Here is a 22,489-nt window from a genome sequence, read left to right on the forward strand (position 1 = left end):
AAATGCCGGGGCAGGCCGCAACAGGAGGCCCTGAGTCATTTTTTTGGCATGGAAGGGGCGTGTGCCTGGGCCGCTCCCGAATGGAAGTTACGAAACCCACCCGACCGATTCGGTCGGCTGGGTACAACATACAGAAGGAGAGCAGGAGTGACAGAAGAAGAGTCATGGCGGCCGATCGCGGCCTTTATCGATACATCTCTGGAGATGATCGGCCGGGTGCAGCCCTTTGTCCGGGCACTGGCCGCGCAGCCCGCACGCGAGGATATCGCGCCCAAGGTCATTGACTTCGGGTTTCGATTGTTTCATTTCATCAAGGGCAAGAGCCTTGCTTTGGGCTTCGACCACCTGGCGGCACCGGCTGCGGCCATGGAGTATTTGCTTGATCAACTCCGGTCGGGTGGCATTCCGCTGACCCCGCCGCACATCGCCCTGCTGGACGAGGCCTGCGGCTTTTTTGAACGCGGCCTGGCTGTGGTGCGGGAGGAGCGGTCCGACCAAGGTCTGGCGGCGGCGGCCGCCGGGTTCGCTTCGGTGCTGCGGCAGGCCGCATTGGCGCAACACGACGCCGGCACGGGCGATGGGGCGGGTTGCGGACTGCCGGAAGAGGAACGGGAAGCGTTCTTCTGGGAAATGGAGCATCTGGTGGGCACAGCCGAACAGGAATGCGTCCTGTGGGATTTCATTGTGGTCGATCCGGGCCGGGTAACGGAGCTGTCGCGCCTGTTGTCCCGGATGAAGCAGTATTTTGCCCTTTACGGTTTTCACGATCTGGAACGCATTTGCCTGTCCATGGCCTCGACACTCAATCGGTTCGTGCAGGGCGAATGTTTTCAAACCGAATATCCGGAACGGGTGTTTTTGCGCAGTCTCGACGCAATCCGGACCGCGCTGGCCGCCTTTCCGGCCAACCAAGGCATGACCGTGGCCGATCTCGACCGTCACCTTGCTTCCCTGCAGGGCTTGATGCGCCAGCCTTTGGGCGAACTGCTGATCGAGGCGGGCTTGACGGATGCGGCCACCATCGACCAGGCCCTGGCCGCGCAGCGTTCCGACCCGGAAGGGCAATCGCGCCTGTTGGGCGAGGTTCTGGTCGACATGGGCCGGGTGACCTCGGACCAGATCGAACACGCGCTACGCGAACAGCATGATAAACGGGCCTTGGCCCTGGAAGCGGAGGATGTTTGCGATGCCGGAGGACGGGCCGCGCCGGAAAGCCCGTTGGCGGTGGCCATCGACGGCCGCAAGCTCGAACGGGTGCATTTTCTGCTCGAACAGCTGGTACCCTTGCGGCTGCCTGACCAACATCAGGAATACCTGACCGAACTGCGGGAGATCGTGCGCTCCTGGCGCCGCGACGCGCTTGCCTCCCTGGCCGGTCGGCTGCAGCGGGTGGTGCACGATCTCGCCGCCGCGAGCGGCAAGCGGGTCCGCTTCATCGTCGAGGGGATAGAAGCGCTGAAGGAAACGGGCGCGGCGGCCGTCCTGGCCGATTCCCTGTTCCATTTGTTGCGCAACAGCGTCGAGCATGGGCTGGAGATTGGCGAGGAACGCATGCATTTGGGGAAGAGAACGATCGGCAGGCTACACTTGCTGGTCCTCCGCCAAGGTGAGGAGATCTGGCTCAGTGTCGAGGATGACGGCCGGGGCTTCGACGGCGAGCGGGTGGATGCCCTGCTCGTCGGGCGCGGGCAGCTTGCCGCCGCCGACCTTGGCCGGTTGACCGACAGGGAGCGTTTTGTGCTGTTATCCAGCAAGCCGTCCCATCCTTCAGAGCAAGAGCATGAGGGGGAACAGGGCTTGATCGCCGTGCGCAGGAATCTGCGGGCCGTTGGCGGTAGTATGGATGTGATCACTCGGCCGGGCAAGGGGAGTTGCGTGACCCTGCGGGTGCCGCGCCGGTCGTGAGCCGTTGCCGAGAAAACATTGCGGTATAAAGAAGAAGACTTGATTTCGTCTTTTTTCTGCTGATAGAATGATCACGACGAGAATTCCTGCGTTGTTGGCCGGCAAGAGAAGCAGGAAAAACCATGGGTTGCCGGTGTGGTATCGAAAGAAAAAAAGGAGAAGAGAATGGCAAAAAATGTACTGCTTGTCGATGATTCCAGCACCATGCGCAAGATCATCAGTCGATCGTTGCGCCAGGCCGGGCTTGATTTCGGCGAGATCTATGAGGCCGGAGACGGTCTGGAAGCACTGACCCTGCTGGAAAGCGAGAGCGTCGACATCGTACTTAGCGATATCAACATGCCCAACATGAATGGAATCGAATTCTTGCGGGAAAAGGCCAACCGCCCGGCAATTAAGGATATTCCAGTGTTCATGATCTCTACGGAAACCGGTGACGATATCATCGGCGAAGCCAAAAGCCTGGGGGCTATCGGTGCTCTGAAGAAACCCTTTACTCCGGAAAAAGTCAACGAAGTGCTCGGGCCGCTGATTTAATTCGAGGCGATCTATGCGGCGATCATGCTTCTACCTGGACGATTCTGGAGGGGGACAGTTTGAATAGCTTTGTGGAACTCAGTGACAAGCTTATCGAATCGACGATCGAAATTTTCACCGGCATGGTGATGATGGACATTTCGTCGGCCGGCGAACCGGTGGAGAAAACCGGGACGCATAAAAAATCGATCACGGGCATGGTGGGACTTGCCGGAACCCATAAGGGCATCCTGGCCGTTCATTTACCCAATGAAGTGGCGCTGGCGGTTACCAGCAGCTTTCTGGGGGTGGACGTTGGAGAAATCAACGAAGATGTCCAGGATGCCGTCGGCGAAATCGCCAACATGCTCGGGGGCAACTTGAAGACGATCCTTTCCGACCGGGGCAGGGATATCCAGCTGTCCCTGCCATCGACCATCTTCGGCGACGAATATACCTTTTCCTCGCAGGCGGAAAGCGACTGGCTCATCCTGCCGTTTCAATCCCCCAACGGCATGTTTTATGTCGAAGTCGAACTCGAACGTTGACTCGCCTCGTCCGCCTCGCGCCAACCTTTGCCTCGGGAGGCCTGTCGTTGGAAATCGAACAGTTTCTCGTTGATGCCACCTTGGAGGTGTTTGCCTCCATAATTCCCCTCGATATTGCTCCGGAGCCGGTGGGATGCGATGCACCGGCGGTGGAACCGGACGTATCGAGCCTCATCGGCCTGGCCGGCGATCTCAAGGGGGTGCTCGCCGTTCATTGTCCCGCCTCCGTGGCGCTCGGCGTCACCTCGGCCATGCTCGGCATGGAAGTGGCCGCCCTGGACGAGGACGTCAAGGACGCCCTGGGCGAGATCGCCAACATGGTGGCCGGCGGTCTTAAGATCAGTCTGGCCGCCCTGAACAAAAAGATCGAATTGTCCATCGCCACCACCTGCATCGGAAAATCCATCCGCACCGGCGGTCTTGCCGGAGCCACCAGGGCTACGGTGATCTTTGCCACTCCGGCAGGTCGGTTCCGCATTGAACTGCGTTATATTCTCGTGTGAAGAAACAGGGTTAAGTCTTTTGTCCCGGCAGCCGAAACGTGTTTGAAGGGAAATGGTGCACGGCTTGCATAACTGGTTGGAATGGTTGCCGTGAGCACCGGGCGCCATTGCTGGCAGGGGCACGCCGTGTGCCGCGCCATGCCTGCACAAAACTGTACACAATCCTGATTGGCGGATGAATTTCGGCCTGTTTCTGCGATGAAAGCCAAAGAACGATTCGACAAAATCCTGTCCTCCTGCCGTGATCGAATCCAGGAGGAAGTCTCGGCCCTGCTTGGTAAGCCGTTCAAGCTGGGGGAGCCGGAATTCCGTCACGTGAGCAAGGAAGACCTGTTTTCCGAGCCGGGCGGCAAGGAAGTGCTGATCCGCGCCAGTCTGGAGGGGGAATTACAAGGCACCGGCTGCGTGCTGGTCGGCATCAGGGATGCCATTTATATCGGCGGCACGCTTATCATGCTGCCCGAATCGGAATTGGAGAATATTCTTTCCGAGGAGGATTATTCCGAGGAGTTGGAGGACTCCTACGGCGAGGTCGCCAATATAATCTGCGGCGCCGTCACCGTGATTCTGGAGGAGCAGTACCCCAAAAGCGTGCGCCTGGTTCGCCGGGAGCAGGAAGTCGTGGTGCCGGTCAAGGTGGAGGTCGAGTCGGAGCAACCGATCCTCGACGTCCTCTATTACCTGATGAGCACGCCTATGCAGCTCGACGGACGCGAACTCGGGCCCTTGCGCCTGGTTTTACCCGCAGTCCCTTTTGGGCTCGAGAGCTCGGCCGGCGCAAGCGCCAAGCCCGAACCCGCCGCAGCCCAGGCGGCCACCGTGAGCCGCGAAGCCAGCGCAGCGGCGGAGTCGGTCGAGGTTCTTGAACGCGTCGCCGCCGAGCAAGGGGCGGCAGAGTCGGTCGAGACGCTCCAGCGGCCGGTCGAGGAGCAGACCTCGCCGGCAGCGGCAGCCCCCGCTTCCGAGGAACGGGCGGAGCGCCTGCAGGAAGTCGAGCGGCAGAAGGAGTTGGTCGATAATCTGCTGCAGGGCGGCATGGCCAAGATGTGCGAGGAGGTGAGCGCCCTGCTCGGCGGCAGCCTCAAGGTCGTGCCCGATGGCAACGGCCCGGTTTCCAAGGGGGAATTTCTTGATCAGGCCGGTGGCAAGCAGATCATGACCCGGATGGAGATCCGGGGCGACCACCAGGGCGAAGCCTATTTGTTCGTCGAGGACAAGACCGCGATCTACCTGGGGGGCACGCTGATCATGCTGCCCGAGGTCGAGCTGGAGGAAACGGTCCGCAACGAGGATTTCGGCGACGACGCCCACGACGCCTACGGCGAGGTGACCAACATCATCGCCGGTGTCTACACCGCTCTTTTCGAAGCACAATATCACGGCAAGTTCGGGTTGGTCAAAACCTCGATGGAACAGGTCGTCCCGGTCAAGATCGACCCGGATGCGGACGAGGTGTTCCCCGCCCAGCCCTATTATCTTTCCACCGGCAAAATCCAGTACAACGATCGCGATCTGGGACGGCTGCAGCTGCTGATTCCGGCCAGCGCGCTGGCCCTGGAAGACGCGCATCTGTTAAGCGAGGCGATCGAATCTGCCGCCGCTCCCCAGCACGAAGCGCCGGCCTCCGCGCCCGCCGGCAAGCCGGCCGCGGCCAGCCGTCTACGGGAGCAGACGGAGGAGAGCCCCGATATCCTGCTGTTTACCGACGACGACGGCGAGGCGGAACGAATTGCCGAGATGCTCGCGGCCATGGGGTATGTCTGCCGCGTCCTGCATTTCAAGGATCCGGTGCACAGCGTCCTGGCCCCGAGAGTTCGGATTGTCTTTCTGATCATGCGGGAGGCAAGCGAGTTGGGATTCGGGGTGGCGATAAAAATCAGTAGCGCGGGCCTGCCGGTTCCCCTGGTGGCCGCCGGACCGGCCTGGACCAGGACCCTGGTGCTCAAGGCGGTGAAATACGGCGCCTGCGATATCCTGATCACCCCGGCTTCGTCCGACGACATCCGGGAGAAGATCGAGGTCAATCTGGTGAAGAAGGCGGCCTGATCACCTCAGTTCCTCTTCTTCATCTTCCTCCCAACTGGCAAACAGTTCTTTCTTTTTGATTTTTTCCAGCAGGGTGGTCCGCTTCAGATTCAGGAGGCGGGCCGCTTCCTTTTTGTTGCCCTGGGTCAGTTTCAAGGCCTGGACGATCAACTGGGTCTCGAAGTCGTTCACCAAGGCGTTGAAATCGATTCCCTGTTCCGGCCATGCTTCCGTGGGGGCGGGAGGTGGGGGCGCGGACGACGAAAACAGCAACAGTTGCTCGGGGCGGCTGCCGTCGTCATCCAGCCACTGCTGCGCGTTTCTCTCGCCTTCGCCGCCAATCGGGGCGGTGCGGTATTTTTCCGGCAGATCGTGATAGCGGACCATTGCCCCCCCGTGCAAGATGGTCATGTGTTGCACCAGGTTTTCCAACTCCCGGACATTGCCCCGCCAGGGCAGGTTGACGAGGGTCTGTACCGCGGCCTGCTCAAACCCCAATAGAGGATTCTTCTTGGTTTTGCCGACGAAACGGACGAAGTAGTCGATGAGCAGGGGGATGTCTTCGATCCGTTCCCGCAGGGGCGGGATGGACAGGGGGATCACGTTGAGCCGGTAGTACAGGTCCTCGCGGAATCTGCCGTCGGCCACCATCTGTTCCAGGTTGCAGTGGGTGGCGGCAATGACCCGGACATCCACCGGGATTGGTTTCAGGCCGCCGACCGGTTCGAATTCCCGCTCCTGGAGCACGCGCAGAAGTTTTGCCTGGAGCACCGGCTTCATGTCGCCGATCTCGTCGAGAAAGAGGGAGCCCCCGTTGGCGTACTCGATCCGCCCGATTTTCGGGCCGGTGGCCCCGGTGAACGCCCCCTTGGTATAGCCGAACAGTTCGCTTTCCAGGAGATCGTCGGGGATGGCGGCACAGTTGACCGGGACGAAATGATGCTCGCTCCTGGCGCTGTGAGCGTGAATCGCCTTGGCAACCAGTTCCTTGCCGGTCCCGGATTCGCCTTGGATGAGCACCGTGCTGCCTTCATCCTCGGCAAGTTTGCCGATTAGTCTGAACAGCCGTTGCATGGCGGGGCTTCGGCCGATGATTCCGTAAAATTCGTCAGAGGCCATGGCGTTCATGAGAGGTTTTGAGCTGCAAGTTGGCTGGCAATCAGGCAACCGGTGCGGTGCAACAGCTGCCTGACCATTTTCGGAAGACCGGCATCCGGACGCGGACGCGTCCCGGCGGATGCATCGGTTATTGGTCCGGTCAAGATTATGACTAGCAAAGACCGGGATGACATCACGGCGGCGGGTCTCGCCCCCGGATCGAAGGCCGAAACCTTGCCGCCGGCCTGGCGCGGGCCAAACCAGGTGGTGAGCCGGCAAGCGCTGGCAATCATTTTTTTCGAGACATCAAGCAGTCCGCCGATTTCGAATCGCATCGGGCCGCCTGAATCGCCATGGGCAACAGGATGTTTGCGCCGCAGGCATTCGGCCCAACCCGGGTGGCGCTTTGGGCGTCCGAAGCTGTTGGCGGCGTCGGATCTGCAGGTGGCTGACAGGGGGAGAGCGAGCATCATATCCCTGGTTTTTTCTCCGGGTTTCGGAAGGTTCCGTTCGGGCATGAGTTCTTCGGTACCGGGGCGACAAAAGTATGGATAGCCAAAAGTACAGTTTTTTTGCTTTCGGTACAATTTTTTGTAATGTTACCATAAGCGAATTGAGAAAGCCAAGAAACTTTCATAAAAAAGTGTCATTATCTTGACAATAATTGCGACTTATCGATTGAGGCCGGCAATGAAACCAGGAGTGGGGGCATGAAGAAAAAATGGGCATTGTTGCTCGGCTGCGCTTTGGTGGTATGGGCCGTGCAGGGCGAGGCAAGGGCGGAGGTGTGGGAAGGCGTTGTCACCCGGGTGCTCGATGGCGATTCGTTCCGGATCAAGCGGGAAAACCAGCTGGTAACCATCCGACTGTACGGCATCGACAGTCCCGAGTACGGCCAAGCCTGCTGGCGGGAGGCCAAAGAGGGTGCCACCACCCTGTTGCTGGGAAAAAAGGTCAGGGTCGAATCGATGGCAACCGATCGATACGGACGAACCGTGGCCCTGGTCGATTTCCGGGGACAACTGGTCAATGCGGAACTGGTCGGCCGCGGCCTGGCCTGGGTCTATCGCCACTACTGCACGGCCCAGCCGTTGTGCAAGCGGCTCGACGCCCTGGAGGAGGTTGCCAGGGACGGGCGCCTGGGGATTTGGCGGGAAGGACGGCCGGTCCCGCCCTGGGTGTGGAAGCGCGATAAATAGGGCGGCCGGGGTCCGGATCGTTTCCGGCCGCCATGCACCGAGTTGCAACCCGGTTCAACCGGGGGCGTTTGTCCGGATGATGGTTTCGAGTTCGTCGCGGGAAAGGGTCTCGCGCTCCAGCAGGGCAGCGGTGACGGCGTCCAGGCTGGAGCGATGTTCCATAAGCAGCTGGCGGGCCGTGTTGTAGGCGGTCTGCACCAGTTTCTTGACCTCGCCGTCGATGAGGATGGCGGTCTGTTCGCTCATGATTTGTCCGGGTTGGCCGGCCAGGGGGTTGGCGGCCTTGAAGGTGAGCGGCCCCACGGCCTCGCTCATCCCCCATTCGCAGACCATGCGCCGAGAGATGTCCGAGACCCGTTCGAGGTCGTTGCCGGCGCCGGTGGTCGTCTGGTCGAAGACGATCTCTTCGGCCACCCTGCCCCCCAGCAGGGTGGAGAGGGTGGTCATCAGATAGGCGCGATCGTGGGAGACACGCTCTTCCTCCGGTAGCTGCATGGTCAGACCCAGAGCCCGGCCCCGGGGAATGATCGTCACCTTGTGCACCGGGTCGGCCCCGGGCAGCATCCAGGCCACCAAGGCGTGGCCGGCCTCGTGACAGGCGGTGATCCGTTTTTCCCGGTCGGTGATGATCAGGCTGCGCCGCTCCGCTCCCATCAGCACCTTGTCCTTGGCCGCTTCCAAAATCGCCATGGTGATGGCCGGCTGGTTGCTCCGGGCCGTCATCAAGGCCGCCTCGTTGATCAGGCTGGCCAGTTGGGCCCCGGAAAACCCCGGCGTTCCCCTGGCGATCACCTGCCAATGCACCTGCGGATCGATCCTGGCGTTCCGGGCATGCACCTTGAGAATCTTTTCCCGGCCCCCGACATCGGGCAGGGGCACCATGACCTGGCGGTCGAACCGTCCCGGCCGCAGCAGGGCCGGGTCGAGGATGTCCTGCCGGTTGGTGGCGGCGATGACGATCACATGGTCGTTGGCGTCAAAGCCGTCCATCTCCACCAGCAACTGGTTCAGGGTCTGCTCGCGTTCGTCGTTGCCGCTTGAGCCGGCGCCGCCTGCACTGCGGTGGCGGCCCACCGCGTCGATTTCGTCGATGAAGATGATGCAGGGCGCCCGTTTTTTCCCCTCGTTGAACAAGTCGCGCACCCGCGAGGCACCGATCCCCACGTACATTTCAACGAAATTGGAACCGCTGATCGAAAAGAACGGCACCCCGGCCTCGCCGGCAATGGCCTTGGCCAGCAGGGTCTTGCCGGTGCCCGGCTCGCCGTACAGCAGCACGCCGGTGGGGATGCGGGCCCCTGCGGCAGTAAATTTTTCCGGTTTTTTGAGAAAGTCGACAAGTTCCGCCACCTCTTCCTTGGCTTCGTCGATACCGGCGACATCGTCCAGCTTGATTTTCGACTCCTCCGGATTGATCAACCGGGCCCTGCTTTTACCAAAGGCCAGGGCTCGGCCGCTCCCGCCGGACGATTGTCCCCCTCCCCGGCGAAAATAAAACAGCCACAGCAGACCGAAGAACAAAAAGGGCAGCCAGGAAAGGAGCGCGTGCAACAGCCAGGAGGGTTGCGGCGGCTCCTCCGCCAACACGGTCACATTGCCGCGCAGCAAGCGCGCAAGGGCGTCGCTGGCCGGCGGCACCACGGTCTTGGTCAGGGTTCCGTCGGAGCTGTTCCAGAGAACGGTGTTGCCGATCACGGTGACATTGGTCAGCAGGCCGCTGTCCACCTTGTGCAGGAATTCGGTGTAGGTGACGGTGTGGGCGCGTTCCGGCGCCCTTTGGCAGTAATGGACGAGCAACGAGATAGCCAGGGCGATGAGCAGCCAAATGGAGAGATTTTTGTAAAATTGCTGCATGGTTGTGCCTCCCGGCACCCGTGGTGGAGCGTGAGCGGGCCGAAGGTCTGTTCGGCCTTGGTATCCTGTCGGAAAAAATGAAACAGGGCAGGGCGGTGTTCCCTCCTGCCGCCGCGCCCTTGACGAGAAGTACCACGATTGATGGCAAAGGTAAAGCCGGGGAGCGGGCGCAAAACCCCTCCGAAATCATCGCCTCAAGAGAGCAGGCGAAGGGTGCTCGTTTTTCGAAAAAAACGAGGGCTGCCTGATCGATTGCACGAATCGTTCCAGAAATATGTTTGTGGTTTGATTGTGACCTTTCTCTTCAATCATGTGTTGTTTTTGATGATTCGAGGCGTTTGCGGGTCGCGGATGCCGTCCGCGTCGATTTCCAGCAAATGGCGCATTTTGCTTCTTAAAGGTGAAAATTTGGGATTGTTTCGCGCCTTAATGGGGAAAATTGGGCGCAAAATGCGAAATGTCGGTGCCTGAGACTGGTGATTCTGTTTTATATTCGATAAATCAGTATGATGAATGTGATATTCTTGCATTAAATCGTAAATTATTATTTCAATAATAATCGATATTTTTTTAATGGGATAAAAATGATCCTATAATTTACGATTTTTCTGACAATTGACAGGATATTTTCTTGACAGTCGGTTCGGGGCCGGATATTAAGACTCAGACAGTACGGCGCAGAGCCGGAGCGGGTTCCGGGGCACAGGGTCGTGGAGGCCGGCGAGCGGGAAGTGGATGGAAAGAACATGGGGTCGAACCGGGTGATGGCCGCCAACCGCGCCCGGAGCGAAAAAAACGTTCCGGGGCGCCGGGGCGCGGAGGTGGGTATGGAAGCGATGGTGTTTTTCGTTATCTGGTTGGGCGGGACGTTGCTGCATACGCTGTTTGATCTGAGAATCAAGCCGGTTCTTCGGTCGGCCAGGGAGGAAAGCGACGTGCCTTGATCGGGATTGTGTGGATAGGCCAGTTCGGCAAGCAATAACCAGCAGGGGCGACGGCGGTTGGGCGCGTTCGTCCCGGTACAGGAGGTAAAGGACTTATGAATGCGATGTTAGCGAAAGTTTTGCCCCAGGAAGGCGGGCTGGAAGGCAGCCATTCGGGGTTGTACAACGGGGTGATCGGCCTGTTCGGGCTTTTCACTCTGGTGGGACTCGCCTTTGGGGTGCACGCCATGTTTATCGGCCACGAGCATGCCTATGGCGTCACCCGCGAGGTGCCGTGGGGCTTGATGCTGGCGGCCTATGTCTTTTTCGTCGTCACCTCGACCGGGCTCTGCCTGGTTTCGTCCATCGGCCATGTCTTCGGCTACGATGCCTTCAAGCCGATCGCCAAACGCTCGGTATACCTGGCTATCGCCACCATCGTCTCCGGTTTTCTGGTGATCTTCTTCGAGATCGAGAACCCTTGGAGAATGGCCATCTACAACGTCATCTCGCCCAACCTCAGTTCCAATATCTGGTGGATGGGAACCCTGTACGGGGCGTATCTCTTCTTCATGCTGATCGAATTCGCCCTGCTCCAGGCCGGGAAACACAAAATCGCCGGGATGTGCGGCCTGTTGGGCGTGATTTCGGGTATAGCCGCCCACTCCAACCTCGGCGCGGTTTTCGGTCTGCTCAATGGCCGTGAATTCTGGCACGGTCCGTACATGCCGATCTACTTCATCGTTTCGGCCATGATGTCCGGTTGCGCCACGGTCATTTTCTTTCACTGGCTCGGCTACAAGATCAATGGCTGGAAAATGAGCGAGCCGCTGCAGGAATCCCTCCGGTCGGTGGCCAAGCTGGGAGCCCTGCTCTATCTCGTCATCATGTTTTTCACCACCTGGAAGTTCATCGCCGGTCTTTCCGGACATCCGCCGGGAGAATACGAGGCCTTCATGGCGCTGCTCAACGGTCCCTATGCCCATAATTTCTGGTACGGAGAGGTGGCCATGGGGTTGGCGATTCCCTTCCTGATCATCCTCGCGGTGCGCGCCAGAAACCTGACCGCCATGGCCATCGGCTCGGCGGCAAGCATCGTGGGCATCTTCGTCATGCGCTACGATTTGGTGATCATTGGCCAAATCATTCCGGGATTTCATGAACTGAATATTACCGGACAGCCCCATATCCTGCCTTACACGCCGACCCTGCACGAGTGGATGGTGACCCTGTCCGGAGTGACCTTCTGCGCTATTTTGTTCATGATGGGCGAACGGCTGTTCCGCGGCCATCTGTCCGAAGATCATTGATGGCAACGGTGTCCGGGGGATGGGCGGTTGGCGGTAGCTTGCCATCCATCCCCGGTGTCCCTCGCTGAACGGGAGGGCGGTATGGCAAGAAAAAGAACGGAAATTCGGGCGATTCGGTCCAATGTGCCGATCTACCCGATCGGGGTGGCCGCCAAACTGCTGAACGTGCATCCGCGCACTTTGCGGATTTACGAACAGGAAGAGTTGATCAAACCGGCCATGGTCGGCAACCGGCGGATGTTTTCGGCCGACGATATCCAATGGATCACCTGCCTGCGGACCTTCATCCATGAAGAGGGGATCAGCATCCCGGGCCTGAAAAAGCTGCTGGACTACATTCCCTGTTGGGAAGTGGCCGGCTGTCCCTTGGATATTCGCGAGCAATGCGCGGCCAAGGTTGACCGTGCGGTCCCGCGTACCCTGCACCAGGTCGGGGACAAGGCCGCCGCGGCCGAAGCCCTGGAGCAGGACCGGCAGAAACGCGAGCAGACCGGGCAAAAAAAAAAGCGTCAGTCTTCCGTCTGATGGACAAGAAAGCGGCGTGGCCGGCCGGGCGCACCGAAAAGGTGGTGCGTCGCTCCTGCGGCTGAGCGCGGTCGGGCATCGCCCGAACGGGCTCTATCGGGAAAGAATGGCAGGCTGAAACGACTGTGGCCATTTTAGCAACAGGTCACATCAACAAGGCGTTCCGCGATCGCGGGACGCCTTTTTTATTGTCCTTGCAAAGGCGGAGGGTCAGTCTCGGGAAGCGTTTTCATCCCGGGTCTGGCTGGCAATGCCGTATCGTTCAATTTTGCGCCGCAAGGTGTCCTTGGAGATGCCCAGTTCCCGGCAGGTGGCCATCTTCCGCCAGCGGTTGCGTTCCAGGCTCAGGAGGATGGCCTGCTTCTCGAGTTCCTCCAGGGTTTGCGGGCCCGCGCCGGAACGGGAGGAGGGAAGGGCTTCGCAGCCGGCGGCAAAGGGGTCGGGGAGATGCTGCGGCTGGATATAGCCGCCGTCGCACAGAATAAACGAATATTCGACGATATTCTCCAGTTCGCGGATATTGCCGGGGTAGTTGTAGCGCATCAACAGCGACAGGGCGGCCCCGGAGATGCCGACAATGTCCTTGCCCTGCTGGGCGCTGTACTTCTTGATGAAATGGTCGATGAGCAGGGGAATGTCTTCCTTGCGCTCCCGCAGCGGCGGCAGGATGATCTTCACCACGTTGAGCCGGTAAAACAGATCGTTGCGGAACGAACCCTCGCCAACCAGGGCCTCGAGGTCGCGGTTGGTGGCGGTGATGATGCGGACGTTGGCCTTGACCGGGACATTGGAACCCAGCGGTTCATAGACCTTTTCCTGCAACACCCGCAGCAGCTTGACCTGGACGCTGCCCGGTAAATCGCCGATCTCGTCGAGGAAAAGGGTGCCGCCCTCGGCGGCGGCGAAGCGGCCGATCTTGTCCTTGCGGGCATCGGTGAAGGCTCCGGCCTTGTAGCCGAACAGCTCCGATTCCAGCAGGGTTTCCGGCAGGGCGGCGCAATTGACGATGACAAAGGGTTTGTTGGCGCGTTCGCTGGAATTGTAGAGGGCGCGGGCGATCAATTCCTTGCCGGTGCCGGATTCGCCGAGCACGAGAACGGTACTGGGGCTGCGGGCGATCTCCGGCAGAATGCCGAACAACCGCTGCATGGCCGGGGCCTTGGAGATAATGGCGTCGAAGGTGTATTTCTGGCTCAGTTGCTGGCGCAGGGCGGTGATGGCGGTGAGGTCGCGGAAGGTTTCGACCCCGCCGACGATGTTCCCTTCGTGATCGGTGAGCGGGGCGGCGCTGATGCTGATCGGCACCTTGTCGCCGTGGTTGTTGCGAATGGTGATCGAGCGGTTGGCCACCGGCGCGCCGGTATAGAGGCTTTCGGCGATGGCGCAGTTCTTGCCGCAGATGGAAGAGTGGAAGATGTCGGAGCAGGACATGCCCACGGCCTCTTCCCTGGACCAGCCGGTGATCTCTTCGGCGGCCCGGTTGAAGGAGGTGATGTTCCAGTTGCGGTCCACGGTGAACACCCCGTCGGCGATCGAATCGAGAATCAGGCTTTCGCGGATGGAGGAGGTGTTGTCGCGGAACGTTTCGATTCCGCCGATGATGTTGCCGAAATCGTCCAGCAGCGGGGCCGAGCTGATGGTGACCGGAATCGAGTTGCCGGCCTTGCCCTTGATGAAGATGGAACGGTCGACGAACATGCTGTTGCCGTCGATGGCCTTTTGCAGCAGGCAGTCGTTGCCGCACACGCTGGAATGAAAGATGTCCCGGCATGGCTTGCCGATGACCTCGTCCTGGGTCCAACCGGTGATGGCCTCGGCCGCCCGGTTGAAGGAGGTGATGGTCCGGTTGTGGTCGACGGTGAAGACGCCGTCGGCCACCGAGGCCAGGATCAAATCGTTGTGGAGCGATTCGGAGCTGTCGTGAAAAGTCTGGATACCGCCGATCACCTGGTTGTTGAGGTCGTAGAGCGGAGAAAGGGTCAGGGACAAGGGATAGATGCGGCCATCCTTGCGGGTGGAGAAGATGGTATGGCCGACAAAGGTTTTCTCCTCCTCGATCGAATCCCTGAGCAGACACTGGTTTTCGCAGAATTCCGGCGGAAAGATTTCCTGGTAGTTCTTGCCGACCGCATCCTCGGCGGTCCATCCGGTAAGTTGTTCGGCCGCCCGGTTCAAGGTCATGATTTCCAGGGAGCGGTTGACGGTGAGCACGCCCTCGGATACCGAATCGAGCAGCAAGTGGTGGTAGAGCATTTCATTGCTGTCGTCAAGAATGACCAGGGCGCCGGCCAGAGCCCGGTCCCGGTCCCACAGCGGGGTAACCGTGGCGAGCACCTCGAGTCGCCGTTGCCCGTTCGAGCCGGCCCGCAGCACCGATTGCACCGAAACCGAGTTCTCCCAGCCGATTTGCTCGAACAGATCGGTCAGGTTGCCGGTGTTGTCTTTGAAGGCGATGATTTCGTCCATGGCTCGGCCGAACAGGTCGCCCAGGGTGCGGCCGGTGAGTTGCTCGGCGTTTTTGTTGAGGCCGATGATCCGGCAGCCGCGGTCCAGGTGAAAAAGGGCCAGGGTGTCGTGCCGCAGGTTGAGCTGGTTGACGAGATTAGCGCGCATGGTGGAGGACTCTGGGCTGAAAAAGGGGCGGGTTGAGACAGGAGCGGCGGTCAGGCGGCCCTTGCTTCGCGGGCGGGTGCGATTGTCGAGCCAGGACCGAAAAAGCGATCCGGCGGCCGTGGGCTCCGTTTGCCGATCCGCAACCGGGGCGTGTACCACCATGTATTTGAAAACTTGCTCTTCTCAAGGTTTTGGGGTATGTTCTCGTGTTGTTTTTCAAGGACAAATGAGTGACCATTCATTCGCGACCTTTCTTTTCTTTTGCTGAAACGGGGTATTGTAGCACAAGGTGCGCAAGTCGTCTTTATCACTTTTTTCTGTCGAGGGCATGGAATGAACATTAACGAGCTGGAAAAATTAACCAATGAAGGGGTGGATAATCTCCCAACCCTCGAACGCCGCACCTTTCTACGTGCCGGCCTCGCCATCACCGGATTGTTCATGGGGGGGACGGTCCTGTCGCTCACCTCCGTCCGCGATGTCGAAGCCGCGGTGAGTTCCATGCCGAAGGATGAGAAATACCCCTACAAGCCCCACTACAGCATGGTCATGCGGCAGAATCTGTGCGTTGACTGCGAACGCTGCATGGATGCCTGCGTCCGGACCAACCACGTGCCGCCCTATGGCTGGCGGACCAAGATTCTCGAACGGACCCGCAATGTCGGCCCCAAGGAAAAAGAAACAATTTTCATGCCCGTTCTCTGCAACCAGTGCAACGAACCGCCCTGCGTCCGCGTTTGCCCGACCGTGGCGACCTACAAGGACAAGACCAACGGCATCGTCATGATGGAGAGCAAGAAGTGCATCGGCTGCAAGACTTGCATGGCCGCCTGCCCCTACAATGCCCGCTATTTCAACGAAGAAACCCGGGCGGTGGACAAATGCAATTTCTGCTGGGACACCCGCCTGACCAAGGGCATGAAGGATACGGCCTGCGTCGAGGCCTGCCCCGCCAAGGTCAGGATCTTTGGCGATCTCAGCGACCCGAACAGTGAAGTGTACAAGCTCGTGCATCAACCGGAGACCACGGTGTGGGTTCTGCGACCTGAAGTCGGCGCTTTGCCCAACGTGTTTTATATGAACGTGACCTTGGATATCTAAAGGATAAAAGGAGAAGAAATATGAAAATGAAAACGCTTTTGATGGCGGCATTGTGGGTTGTTGCGGTAGCGGGTACTTCCATGGCGGCGGACAAGCAAGCCGCGCCGGCACCGGCGCCCGCCGGTAGCGCCGCCCCGGCCAAGCAGTACGAATCCTTTGGCAATACCCAAATCGTCGAGATGGAACCGGTCAAGCAGATGTTCAGCCACAAGGCCCACGTGGTGACGGCCGGCCTGACCTGCGATAGCTGCCACCCCAGCCTGTTTGAGCGCAAATGGGGGGCCGCCAAGGCCAAGGGCGATTACAACATGGCCTCGCTGGATGCCGGCAAGTATTGCGGCGCCTGCCACGACGGCAGCACCGCCTTCAACACCACCGGCCCGGAAACCTGCAAGAAATGCCATGGCAGCGACATGAAACAGCCGGATGTGATCGTGTTCAACCGGCCGGTCAAGGGCGTGGTGTTCACCCACAAGGCGCATGTCGACATGGGACTGGATTGCGCCAGCTGCCACGACAAGGCTTTTGAGATGCGCAAGGGCGCTGCCGAGGAGGAACTCGGCAAATTCAACATGCGGGCGCTCTATGCCGGTAAGTACTGCGGCGTCTGCCATAACGGCAATATCGCCTTTGCCTCCAACACCCGCTGTACGTCCTGCCACATCGGCGTCAAGGGAGTGGAGAAGATGCTCAACAAGGCGGCCGCTGCTGCCGAGGAAAAAGCGCAACACTGATCGCACCTGTTCACGGGGCGGGTCTCAGGCCCGCCCCGTTCGTTATCCCTCCCCTTGCTCTTCCCGCTTGTCGTTTTTCCTCCACTTCCCGCTGACAATTCTCTTGCCGCATCCCGCAAACATGGCGTTGCTGTCGCCCATGGGGGCCGTTTCGGGCGCATGATGCGCCCTGGATGCAAGCCTCCTCTGTAACAACTCTATTTTATTTGATTTTTTCTCTGTTCATCGTCGGTCTCGCCGGCGGTCAGTACGGCGCTGGGTCCGATCTTTTTTCGCACAGGCAGTGGTCCGTGGCCAGGGCCTCATCTTTTTCCCCGCAAAGATCAATCGGTTGACTTGCCTGCCTCCTGGTCGAAAGATCCGGGTGTGTGGGCGAATTTTGCGCCACTCCGCAATTGGGGGTCAGGATGATTTTGCGCCTTTGGCGGAGATATGTTGCCAACCGCTATTCCCGGCAAATCTTGCAAACAGCGTGTTGCCTATAATTTTTATCGCAGAAGTTCAGTGGGTTGCCTCTGATTTTCGCAACGTGGCCGCTTGTTCGGCGCAATGGCATATCCCTTGCCTTGGTCAAGGCAGCGGATACACCAACCAATGCTTCCGAACCAAGAGGTCTTTCATGAACATCGCATTGCAGCATTCCCTCACCCCGGCCGGAAATGATGGCGGTCATTTCGGGCTTTCCTGGGTCAAGGCGCACCTGGCCCAAATCATCGAATCATTCTGGTTCTGCCTCAGCTTCATTCTTTTCCTGCTGATGGGGCCGTTTTCAGCCGTTGTCGTGCTGATCGGTCTCGCTTCCCTGGCCAGTGGGGAGAAAAGGGAGCAGATGCGGGAACCGGCTCGGCTCTGATTTGCATTCAGTGAACATATTCCAAAGAACAAGGAGGTAGAAGTATGGCAAACGGATTTTCCCTGGCAACGGCTGCGGAACCGGAAGTGGCGGGGTCGATGGTCAAGTCCCTGTCGATTTTTTTCGGCCTGATGATGGCAATCGGGGTCGGTGTCGGCCTGGCCGGATTCATTGTCGGCCACGAGCACCTGTTCAACAATACCCGTGAAGTTCCGTGGGGCCTGCTGATCGCAACCTATGCCTTCTTCGCCATCACGTCCACCGGCCTGTGCCTGCTGGCCGCGATCAGCCATGTCTTCGGCGGCAACAATCTGGCTCCCTTGGCCAACAGGATGGTGTGGATCTCGCTGATCACCATCCTCAGCGCCTTCGTGGTCATCGGCATGGAAATCGAGAGTCCATGGCGGATGGCCATCTACAACGTCATTTCGCCGAACATTACCTCAAACATCTGGTGGATGGGGACATTGTACGGGCTTGCGCTCGCGTTCATCCTGCTCGAGTTCTGGCTGATCCTGACCCGGCACTTCGCCCTGGCCCTGGCCCTCGGCGTCCTTGGAGCCCTGGCCGAAGTGGCCGCCAACACCTGCCTGGGCGGTGTTTTTTCCACCCTGGCCTCCCGACCGTTCTGGTACGGGGCGCAGTTGCCGGTGTACTTCCTTGCCTGCGCCTTTCTCTCCGGCGCGGCGGCGGCCATCCTGTTCACGCACTACGCCTACCTCCTCCGCGGCCGGGACATGGAGCCCCATGTCTTCTCCGGGGTGCAGGCCGCGGGTAAAATCCTGCTGCTGATGATCATCCTGGTGACGGTCGCCACTTTCTGGCGCATGGCCTCCTTTTATGTCGGCGGTGCCGATGACGGCCGGATCGCGGCCAATGCCCTGTATTCCGGGCCCTTGTCCTTCAATTTCTGGACGCTTGAGGTGGGTGTCGGCCTGGCGGCTCCCGCCCTGCTCCTGGCAATGACCCGGATGCGAAGCGTGGGCGCGATGTCGGCCGCCGCGTTGATGAGCCTGGTCGGCATGTTCATCGCCCGGCTCGACATGGTGATCGGCGGCCAGATCGTGCCGCAGCAGTTGGGCTTCGATGGCCTGCCCGTCTATCTCAATTACGCCCCTTCCGGCTACGAATGGCTGGTGGTGCTTGCCGGCATCGGTTTGTGCGGGCTTGCGTTTCTTCAGGGGGAACGGTTTTTCGGCAAGAGTTTCACCGAGCCTGCCGCCCACTAAGGCGAGATAACCGGCGAGTCGGCGGCCAGGGAGGGCGCAAGCGCGCTCGGCCGCTGGCTTGCCTTGCGAGGATAACCATGGTTGACGAACAAAAAGCAATCTTTACGATCGGCGTTGCCGCGCAGATGCTCGGAGTGCATCCGCGCACCCTGCGCATCTACGAGGATGAAGGACTGATCGTGCCCCTGCGCAAGGGGAAATGGCGCTACTACACCATGAACGATGTCAAGTGGATCGAATGCCTGCGGGAAATGATCCACGGGCACGGGGTGTCCATCGCGGCGGTAAAGAAGCTGCTTCAGTACACGCCCTGCTGGAATATCACCGATTGCCCCTTTGACAAGCGCAAGCAGTGCACCGCCTTCATGGCCAACGGTTTGATCCCGCGCAAGATCGACAAGCAACGGGTGCGAAAGGTGCAAAACCTGGAGAGCAAGGCCGCCTGATTGTCCACCAACGGACAGGGGATTTGGCTCCGACATATCCCCCACAGGCTTGATGCCGCACTGCTTAGCACTGCTTAGCAATGGTTAGGCATGCGGCGCTGCAAGCCGGCAAGCGGTCGTCCGGATTTGATCGGGTTTGCCCACGTTATTCAAAAAGCCGATTGCCATCGAACTTCAAGCAGCTCGTTCGCCGGCAATCGGCGGTGTTTTTGGCGCTCCGGAAAGTTGGTCGAGCAAACGAGATCTCTTTCTGCGTTCGAGAGACCATGTGGTCAGCGCTATCCTTGTCCCGAACGTCCTTTGTTGGTCGTTTCGACAAACGCAGCGGGGAAAAATTTCAGGAAGTTTCAGCTGAATACCGTCCGGAATGAAATCGGCTGAACTCAGGTGGAGATCAGTTTCAAAAATGGCCATGTCGCTGGAGCGCGGTGCCGGCGGCATGGCCGTCGTTCCTCGATTTGCCCTGTATCCTCTTTCGTGGCTTGCCCCATCCAAGCGGCCCTATTCCGCGGCGGCCGCCTGTTTCCCGCCACCTTGCGGTTGAGCTCCCCGGTTGCCCAGAGCGGGAGATGCAGCATATCCCACAGCCAGCGCACTGGCACGGTGTAGCATATCCTTCATTCGTCATTCATTCGTTTTTTCAATGAGATAATCAGTTTATCCTGGGCGTGGCCGCTCGATTTCTCGTTCCATGCTGCAGCATATGCTGCACCTGCTCTCTCCGCTTGTCGGTTGCTTCAGTATTTTCTTCGATAAATCAGATAAATAATTCTTGTGTGTCAAATGGTACAGCGCGTGCAATGAGTGAAAATGTGTAACGTGCTTGACCTGCCTTACGGCTGCGGCGATCAAGGTCCGCAGCTGCGCCAACCGGTACGGAAAGGGCGGCCGGGGTCGCCTCACGCAACATAACGGTATGAAATACAAGACAATCAGCCTGCGGAAAGAAAACGGCCTGGCCATTTTGACCTTGCAGCGGCCGGAAAACCTGCATGCGCTGAACAGCCAGATGCTCGGTGAACTGGGCGCGGCCCTGGCCGATATCGAACGGGAAGAGCGGCTTGGGGGCGTCATCCTTACCGGCGGCAGCCAGTGTTTTTCCGTGGGATTCGATGTCGGCGAAATCAGCGGTTTTGCGGCGGTTGCTGATATGCGCGGTTTTTTCCGGGAGAGCCATGCCGTTTTCGAGCGCCTGGAAGAGCTGGAGAAGCCGGTCATCGCCGCCATCGCCGGCTTGTGTCTGGGAGGCGGCTGCGAGCTGGCCCTGGCCTGCGACTTGCGCATCGCCGCCGACAACGCCTCGTTCGGCCAGCCGGAAATCAAGATCGGCATGATCCCCGGCGGCGGAGCCACCCAACGGCTGCCGCGGCTGATCGGCATGACCAAGGCCATGGAGTTGCTGCTGACCGGCGATTATGTCGATGCCTCGGAGGCGGCGCGGATCGGTCTGATCAACAAGGTCGTTCCCGCAGCCTCGCTGCTTGAGGCGGCACGGGCCATGGCCAACAAAATTCTCCAGCATTCGCGTTGCGCGGTGAAGGCCGCCAAACTGGCCGTCAACGGCGGGGCGCACATGGATATCAAATCGGGCATCGCCCACGAGGCCCGTTGCCTGGATGTGCTGTTCGCAACCCATGAACAACACGAGGGAATAACGGCATTCATGGAAAAGCGAAGGCCGGTTTTCAAGCAGCCGTAAGGGCAGAAAACAGGACGCCTGCCACGGTTGGACACGGCAGAGCTTCCTTTGATCCAGCAAAAATCGAGACGGAATCGTCGTTTAAAATTGTCTTCAGGAATAAGGAGCGAAGTATGAGAGAAGCAGTGATTGTCAGCGCGGTCAGGACCCCCTTGGGCAGCTTCAACGGCACCTTGGCCACCACGGGCGCCACCAAGTTGGGCGCCCTGGTCATAGCCGAGGCCATTCGCCGGGCCGGCATTGCCAAGGAAGAGGTGAACGAGGCGATCATGGGCATGGTGCTGCCCTGCGGATACGGCCAGAATCCGGCCAAGCAGGCGGCCATCGCGGCCGGCATGCCGGACGAAGTGGAAGCGATCACCGTCAACAAGGTCTGCGGCTCCGGCTTGAAGGCGGTGATGCTGGCGGCCCAGGCGGTACAGACGGGCGATGCCGAGGTGGTGGTTGCCGGCGGTATGGAAAACATGAGCATGGCACCCTATTTCTTGAAGAAAGCGCGTTTCGGCTATCGGATGGGCGATGCCACCATGCACGATCACATGGTGCACGACGGCCTGTGGGACATCGTCAATGACTTCCACATGGGCATCTCCAACGAACTGTGCTCCGAGCGCTACCAGGTGAGCCGCGAGGATCAGGACCGGTATGCCGCCGAATCCTACCGGCGGACCTTGGCGGCCCAGGCGGCCGGCAAATTCGAGGAGGAGATCGTGCCGGTGGAGATTCCGCAGCGCAAGGGCGAGCCGAAAGTCTTCCGCCTGGACGAATGTCCCCAGGCAACCAGCTACGAGCAGTTGGCCAAGATGAAGCCGGCCTTCAAGGAAGGCGGGGTCACCACGGCCGGCAATGCCTCGATCATTTCCGACGGCGCCGCCGCCGTGGTGGTGATGAGCCGGGAAAAGGCCGAGGCCCTGGGTTGTACGATCATGGCCACTATCGGTGCCCAGGCTTCTTACGGCATCGACATGAAATACGTGCTGGTGGCCCCCATCTGGGCCGTGCCGAAATGCCTGGCCAAGGAGGGCATCGGCAAGCAAGACATTGATCTGTACGAAATCAACGAGGCGTTCAGCGGTTCGACCGTGGCTGCTCTGAAGACCCTCGAACTCGATCCGGCCAAGGTCAATGTCAATGGCGGCAGCGCGGCCCTGGGGCATCCGATCGGCGCCAGCGGTTGCCGGCTGTTGGTGACCCTGCTGCATGAAATGGTCCGCCAGGACAAAAAGCGCGGTCTGGTTTCGCTCTGCCTCGGCGGCGGGGAAGCCGTGGCCATGATCGTCAAGCGGTGATCGCGTCGCTACGATGCGCGTCTTGAAGCACGTCCTGTTGCGCGGCGCTGCGGTTGCAGCCGGCGTGCAGACAGATTGTATCCATTATTAACTGGGAGAAAAATTTCCTCCAGCCGGAA

Annotated in this window: 22 protein-coding genes and 1 pseudogene; 17 read left to right on the forward strand and 6 right to left on the reverse strand. The window is 59.7% G+C overall.

Going from position 1 to position 22,489, the window contains the following annotated elements; translation table 11 throughout:
* The first annotated feature begins 147 nt into the window (after positions 1-147).
* The 5 genes from RMR13_RS01920 (at position 148) to RMR13_RS01940 (ending at position 5,518) form a co-directional block, all read left to right on the forward strand.
* On the forward strand, positions 148-1,905 hold the full coding sequence (locus RMR13_RS01920; RefSeq protein ID WP_310598957.1) for an ATP-binding protein: 1,758 nt from the start codon (positions 148-150) through the stop codon (positions 1,903-1,905).
* Between the two features lie 165 nt (positions 1,906-2,070).
* Positions 2,071-2,442, forward strand: coding sequence for a response regulator (locus tag RMR13_RS01925; RefSeq protein WP_310598958.1), 372 nt, complete (start codon positions 2,071-2,073; stop codon positions 2,440-2,442).
* Positions 2,443-2,501: 59 nt separating this feature from the next.
* Entirely contained in the window at positions 2,502-2,969 is a 468-nt protein-coding gene (locus RMR13_RS01930) for a chemotaxis protein CheX (protein WP_310598959.1), read from the forward strand.
* Between the two features lie 47 nt (positions 2,970-3,016).
* Positions 3,017-3,472 carry a chemotaxis protein CheX gene (locus RMR13_RS01935; protein ID WP_310598960.1) on the forward strand — a complete coding sequence of 152 codons (456 nt, stop codon included), beginning with the start codon at positions 3,017-3,019 and terminating at the stop codon, positions 3,470-3,472.
* A gap of 198 nt (positions 3,473-3,670) precedes the next feature.
* Entirely contained in the window at positions 3,671-5,518 is a 1,848-nt protein-coding gene (locus RMR13_RS01940; RefSeq protein WP_310598961.1) for a hypothetical protein, read from the forward strand.
* Here RMR13_RS01940 and RMR13_RS01945 read toward each other — a convergent pair whose 3' ends face one another.
* Entirely contained in the window at positions 5,519-6,616 is a 1,098-nt protein-coding gene (locus RMR13_RS01945; RefSeq protein ID WP_310598962.1) for a sigma-54 dependent transcriptional regulator, read from the reverse strand.
* A gap of 5 nt (positions 6,617-6,621) precedes the next feature.
* A complete protein-coding gene (locus tag RMR13_RS01950) occupies positions 6,622-6,930 on the reverse strand; it encodes a hypothetical protein (RefSeq protein WP_310598963.1) in 309 nt (102 codons plus the stop codon).
* A gap of 375 nt (positions 6,931-7,305) precedes the next feature.
* Here RMR13_RS01950 and RMR13_RS01955 point away from each other — a divergent pair, with 375 nt between their 5' ends.
* Positions 7,306-7,794 carry a thermonuclease family protein gene (locus RMR13_RS01955; RefSeq protein WP_310598964.1) on the forward strand — a complete coding sequence of 163 codons (489 nt, stop codon included), beginning with the start codon at positions 7,306-7,308 and terminating at the stop codon, positions 7,792-7,794.
* Between the two features lie 54 nt (positions 7,795-7,848).
* Here RMR13_RS01955 and ftsH read toward each other — a convergent pair whose 3' ends face one another.
* Positions 7,849-9,648: an ATP-dependent zinc metalloprotease FtsH gene (gene ftsH / locus RMR13_RS01960; RefSeq protein WP_310598965.1), complete on the reverse strand. Its 1,800-nt coding sequence runs from the start codon at positions 9,646-9,648 to the stop codon at positions 7,849-7,851.
* Positions 9,649-9,668: 20 nt separating this feature from the next.
* On the opposite strand from ftsH, the gene RMR13_RS01965 reads away from it, so the two are divergent.
* From RMR13_RS01965 to RMR13_RS01980, 4 genes are all read left to right on the forward strand, one after another.
* A complete protein-coding gene (locus tag RMR13_RS01965) occupies positions 9,669-9,896 on the forward strand; it encodes a hypothetical protein (RefSeq protein WP_310598966.1) in 228 nt (75 codons plus the stop codon).
* Between the two features lie 462 nt (positions 9,897-10,358).
* Positions 10,359-10,592 carry a hypothetical protein gene (locus RMR13_RS01970; protein ID WP_310598967.1) on the forward strand — a complete coding sequence of 78 codons (234 nt, stop codon included), beginning with the start codon at positions 10,359-10,361 and terminating at the stop codon, positions 10,590-10,592.
* Positions 10,593-10,696: 104 nt separating this feature from the next.
* A complete protein-coding gene (gene nrfD, locus RMR13_RS01975; protein WP_310598968.1) occupies positions 10,697-11,881 on the forward strand; it encodes an NrfD/PsrC family molybdoenzyme membrane anchor subunit in 1,185 nt (394 codons plus the stop codon).
* A gap of 81 nt (positions 11,882-11,962) precedes the next feature.
* Entirely contained in the window at positions 11,963-12,406 is a 444-nt protein-coding gene (locus RMR13_RS01980; protein ID WP_310598969.1) for a MerR family transcriptional regulator, read from the forward strand.
* A 210-nt stretch (positions 12,407-12,616) separates the two neighbouring features.
* Here RMR13_RS01980 and RMR13_RS01985 read toward each other — a convergent pair whose 3' ends face one another.
* A complete protein-coding gene (locus RMR13_RS01985) occupies positions 12,617-14,353 on the reverse strand; it encodes a sigma 54-interacting transcriptional regulator (RefSeq protein ID WP_409070243.1) in 1,737 nt (578 codons plus the stop codon).
* A pseudogene (locus tag RMR13_RS15345) lies at positions 14,327-15,181 on the reverse strand (PAS domain-containing protein); the annotation flags it as partial. The pseudogene RMR13_RS15345 and the gene RMR13_RS01985, both read right to left, overlap by 27 nt.
* 171 nt (positions 15,182-15,352) lie before the next feature.
* On the opposite strand from RMR13_RS15345, the gene RMR13_RS01990 reads away from it, so the two are divergent.
* The 5 genes from RMR13_RS01990 (at position 15,353) to RMR13_RS02010 (ending at position 19,382) form a co-directional block, all read left to right on the forward strand.
* Positions 15,353-16,120: a 4Fe-4S dicluster domain-containing protein gene (locus RMR13_RS01990; RefSeq protein ID WP_310598971.1), complete on the forward strand. Its 768-nt coding sequence runs from the start codon at positions 15,353-15,355 to the stop codon at positions 16,118-16,120.
* 20 nt (positions 16,121-16,140) lie between these two features.
* On the forward strand, positions 16,141-16,854 hold the full coding sequence (locus RMR13_RS01995; RefSeq protein WP_310598972.1) for a c(7)-type cytochrome triheme domain-containing protein: 714 nt from the start codon (positions 16,141-16,143) through the stop codon (positions 16,852-16,854).
* A gap of 619 nt (positions 16,855-17,473) precedes the next feature.
* The gene (locus RMR13_RS02000) at positions 17,474-17,707 is read left to right on the forward strand and encodes a hypothetical protein (protein WP_310598973.1); all 234 of its coding nucleotides are present in this window, start codon (positions 17,474-17,476) and stop codon (positions 17,705-17,707) included.
* A 44-nt stretch (positions 17,708-17,751) separates the two neighbouring features.
* Positions 17,752-18,936 (forward strand): NrfD/PsrC family molybdoenzyme membrane anchor subunit, encoded by a 1,185-nt coding sequence (gene nrfD / locus RMR13_RS02005; RefSeq protein ID WP_310598974.1) that lies wholly within the window; start codon positions 17,752-17,754, stop codon positions 18,934-18,936.
* 77 nt (positions 18,937-19,013) lie between these two features.
* Positions 19,014-19,382, forward strand: coding sequence for a MerR family transcriptional regulator (locus tag RMR13_RS02010; RefSeq protein ID WP_310598975.1), 369 nt, complete (start codon positions 19,014-19,016; stop codon positions 19,380-19,382).
* A gap of 174 nt (positions 19,383-19,556) precedes the next feature.
* Here RMR13_RS02010 and RMR13_RS02015 read toward each other — a convergent pair whose 3' ends face one another.
* Positions 19,557-19,823: a hypothetical protein gene (locus RMR13_RS02015; protein WP_310598976.1), complete on the reverse strand. Its 267-nt coding sequence runs from the start codon at positions 19,821-19,823 to the stop codon at positions 19,557-19,559.
* 475 nt (positions 19,824-20,298) lie between these two features.
* On the opposite strand from RMR13_RS02015, the gene RMR13_RS02020 reads away from it, so the two are divergent.
* Together RMR13_RS02020 and RMR13_RS02025 are read left to right on the forward strand one after the other, a co-directional pair.
* Complete coding sequence (locus RMR13_RS02020) at positions 20,299-21,081, forward strand: enoyl-CoA hydratase-related protein (protein WP_310598977.1); 783 nt, start codon at positions 20,299-20,301, stop codon at positions 21,079-21,081.
* 113 nt (positions 21,082-21,194) lie between these two features.
* Positions 21,195-22,370, forward strand: coding sequence for an acetyl-CoA C-acetyltransferase (locus RMR13_RS02025; RefSeq protein WP_310598978.1), 1,176 nt, complete (start codon positions 21,195-21,197; stop codon positions 22,368-22,370).
* Positions 22,371-22,489: the final 119 nt, after the last annotated feature.

Source organism: Desulfobulbus sp., assembly GCF_031547805.1.
In the GTDB taxonomy this organism is placed as follows: domain Bacteria; phylum Desulfobacterota; class Desulfobulbia; order Desulfobulbales; family Desulfobulbaceae; genus Desulfobulbus.

What these genes read in the sequence shown, in the direction of transcription:
- RMR13_RS01990 (WP_310598971.1), top strand. Translation starts at nt 15,353, where the DNA reads ATGAACATTAACGAGCTGGAAAAATTAACCAATGAAGGGGTGGATAAT.
- RMR13_RS02010 (WP_310598975.1), top strand. Translation starts at nt 19,014, where the DNA reads ATGGTTGACGAACAAAAAGCAATCTTTACGATCGGCGTTGCCGCGCAG.
- RMR13_RS02025 (WP_310598978.1), top strand. Translation starts at nt 21,195, where the DNA reads ATGAGAGAAGCAGTGATTGTCAGCGCGGTCAGGACCCCCTTGGGCAGC.
- RMR13_RS02020 (WP_310598977.1), top strand. Translation starts at nt 20,299, where the DNA reads ATGAAATACAAGACAATCAGCCTGCGGAAAGAAAACGGCCTGGCCATT.
- RMR13_RS01945 (WP_310598962.1), bottom strand. Translation starts at nt 6,616, where the DNA reads ATGGCCTCTGACGAATTTTACGGAATCATCGGCCGAAGCCCCGCCATG.
- ftsH (WP_310598965.1), bottom strand. Translation starts at nt 9,648, where the DNA reads ATGCAGCAATTTTACAAAAATCTCTCCATTTGGCTGCTCATCGCCCTG.
- nrfD (WP_310598968.1), top strand. Translation starts at nt 10,697, where the DNA reads ATGTTAGCGAAAGTTTTGCCCCAGGAAGGCGGGCTGGAAGGCAGCCAT.
- RMR13_RS01925 (WP_310598958.1), top strand. Translation starts at nt 2,071, where the DNA reads ATGGCAAAAAATGTACTGCTTGTCGATGATTCCAGCACCATGCGCAAG.
- RMR13_RS01950 (WP_310598963.1), bottom strand. Translation starts at nt 6,930, where the DNA reads ATGCGATTCGAAATCGGCGGACTGCTTGATGTCTCGAAAAAAATGATT.
- RMR13_RS01995 (WP_310598972.1), top strand. Translation starts at nt 16,141, where the DNA reads ATGAAAATGAAAACGCTTTTGATGGCGGCATTGTGGGTTGTTGCGGTA.
- nrfD (WP_310598974.1), top strand. Translation starts at nt 17,752, where the DNA reads ATGGCAAACGGATTTTCCCTGGCAACGGCTGCGGAACCGGAAGTGGCG.
- RMR13_RS02015 (WP_310598976.1), bottom strand. Translation starts at nt 19,823, where the DNA reads ATGCCGCCGGCACCGCGCTCCAGCGACATGGCCATTTTTGAAACTGAT.
- RMR13_RS01940 (WP_310598961.1), top strand. Translation starts at nt 3,671, where the DNA reads ATGAAAGCCAAAGAACGATTCGACAAAATCCTGTCCTCCTGCCGTGAT.
- RMR13_RS01955 (WP_310598964.1), top strand. Translation starts at nt 7,306, where the DNA reads ATGAAGAAAAAATGGGCATTGTTGCTCGGCTGCGCTTTGGTGGTATGG.
- RMR13_RS01980 (WP_310598969.1), top strand. Translation starts at nt 11,963, where the DNA reads ATGGCAAGAAAAAGAACGGAAATTCGGGCGATTCGGTCCAATGTGCCG.
- RMR13_RS02000 (WP_310598973.1), top strand. Translation starts at nt 17,474, where the DNA reads ATGAACATCGCATTGCAGCATTCCCTCACCCCGGCCGGAAATGATGGC.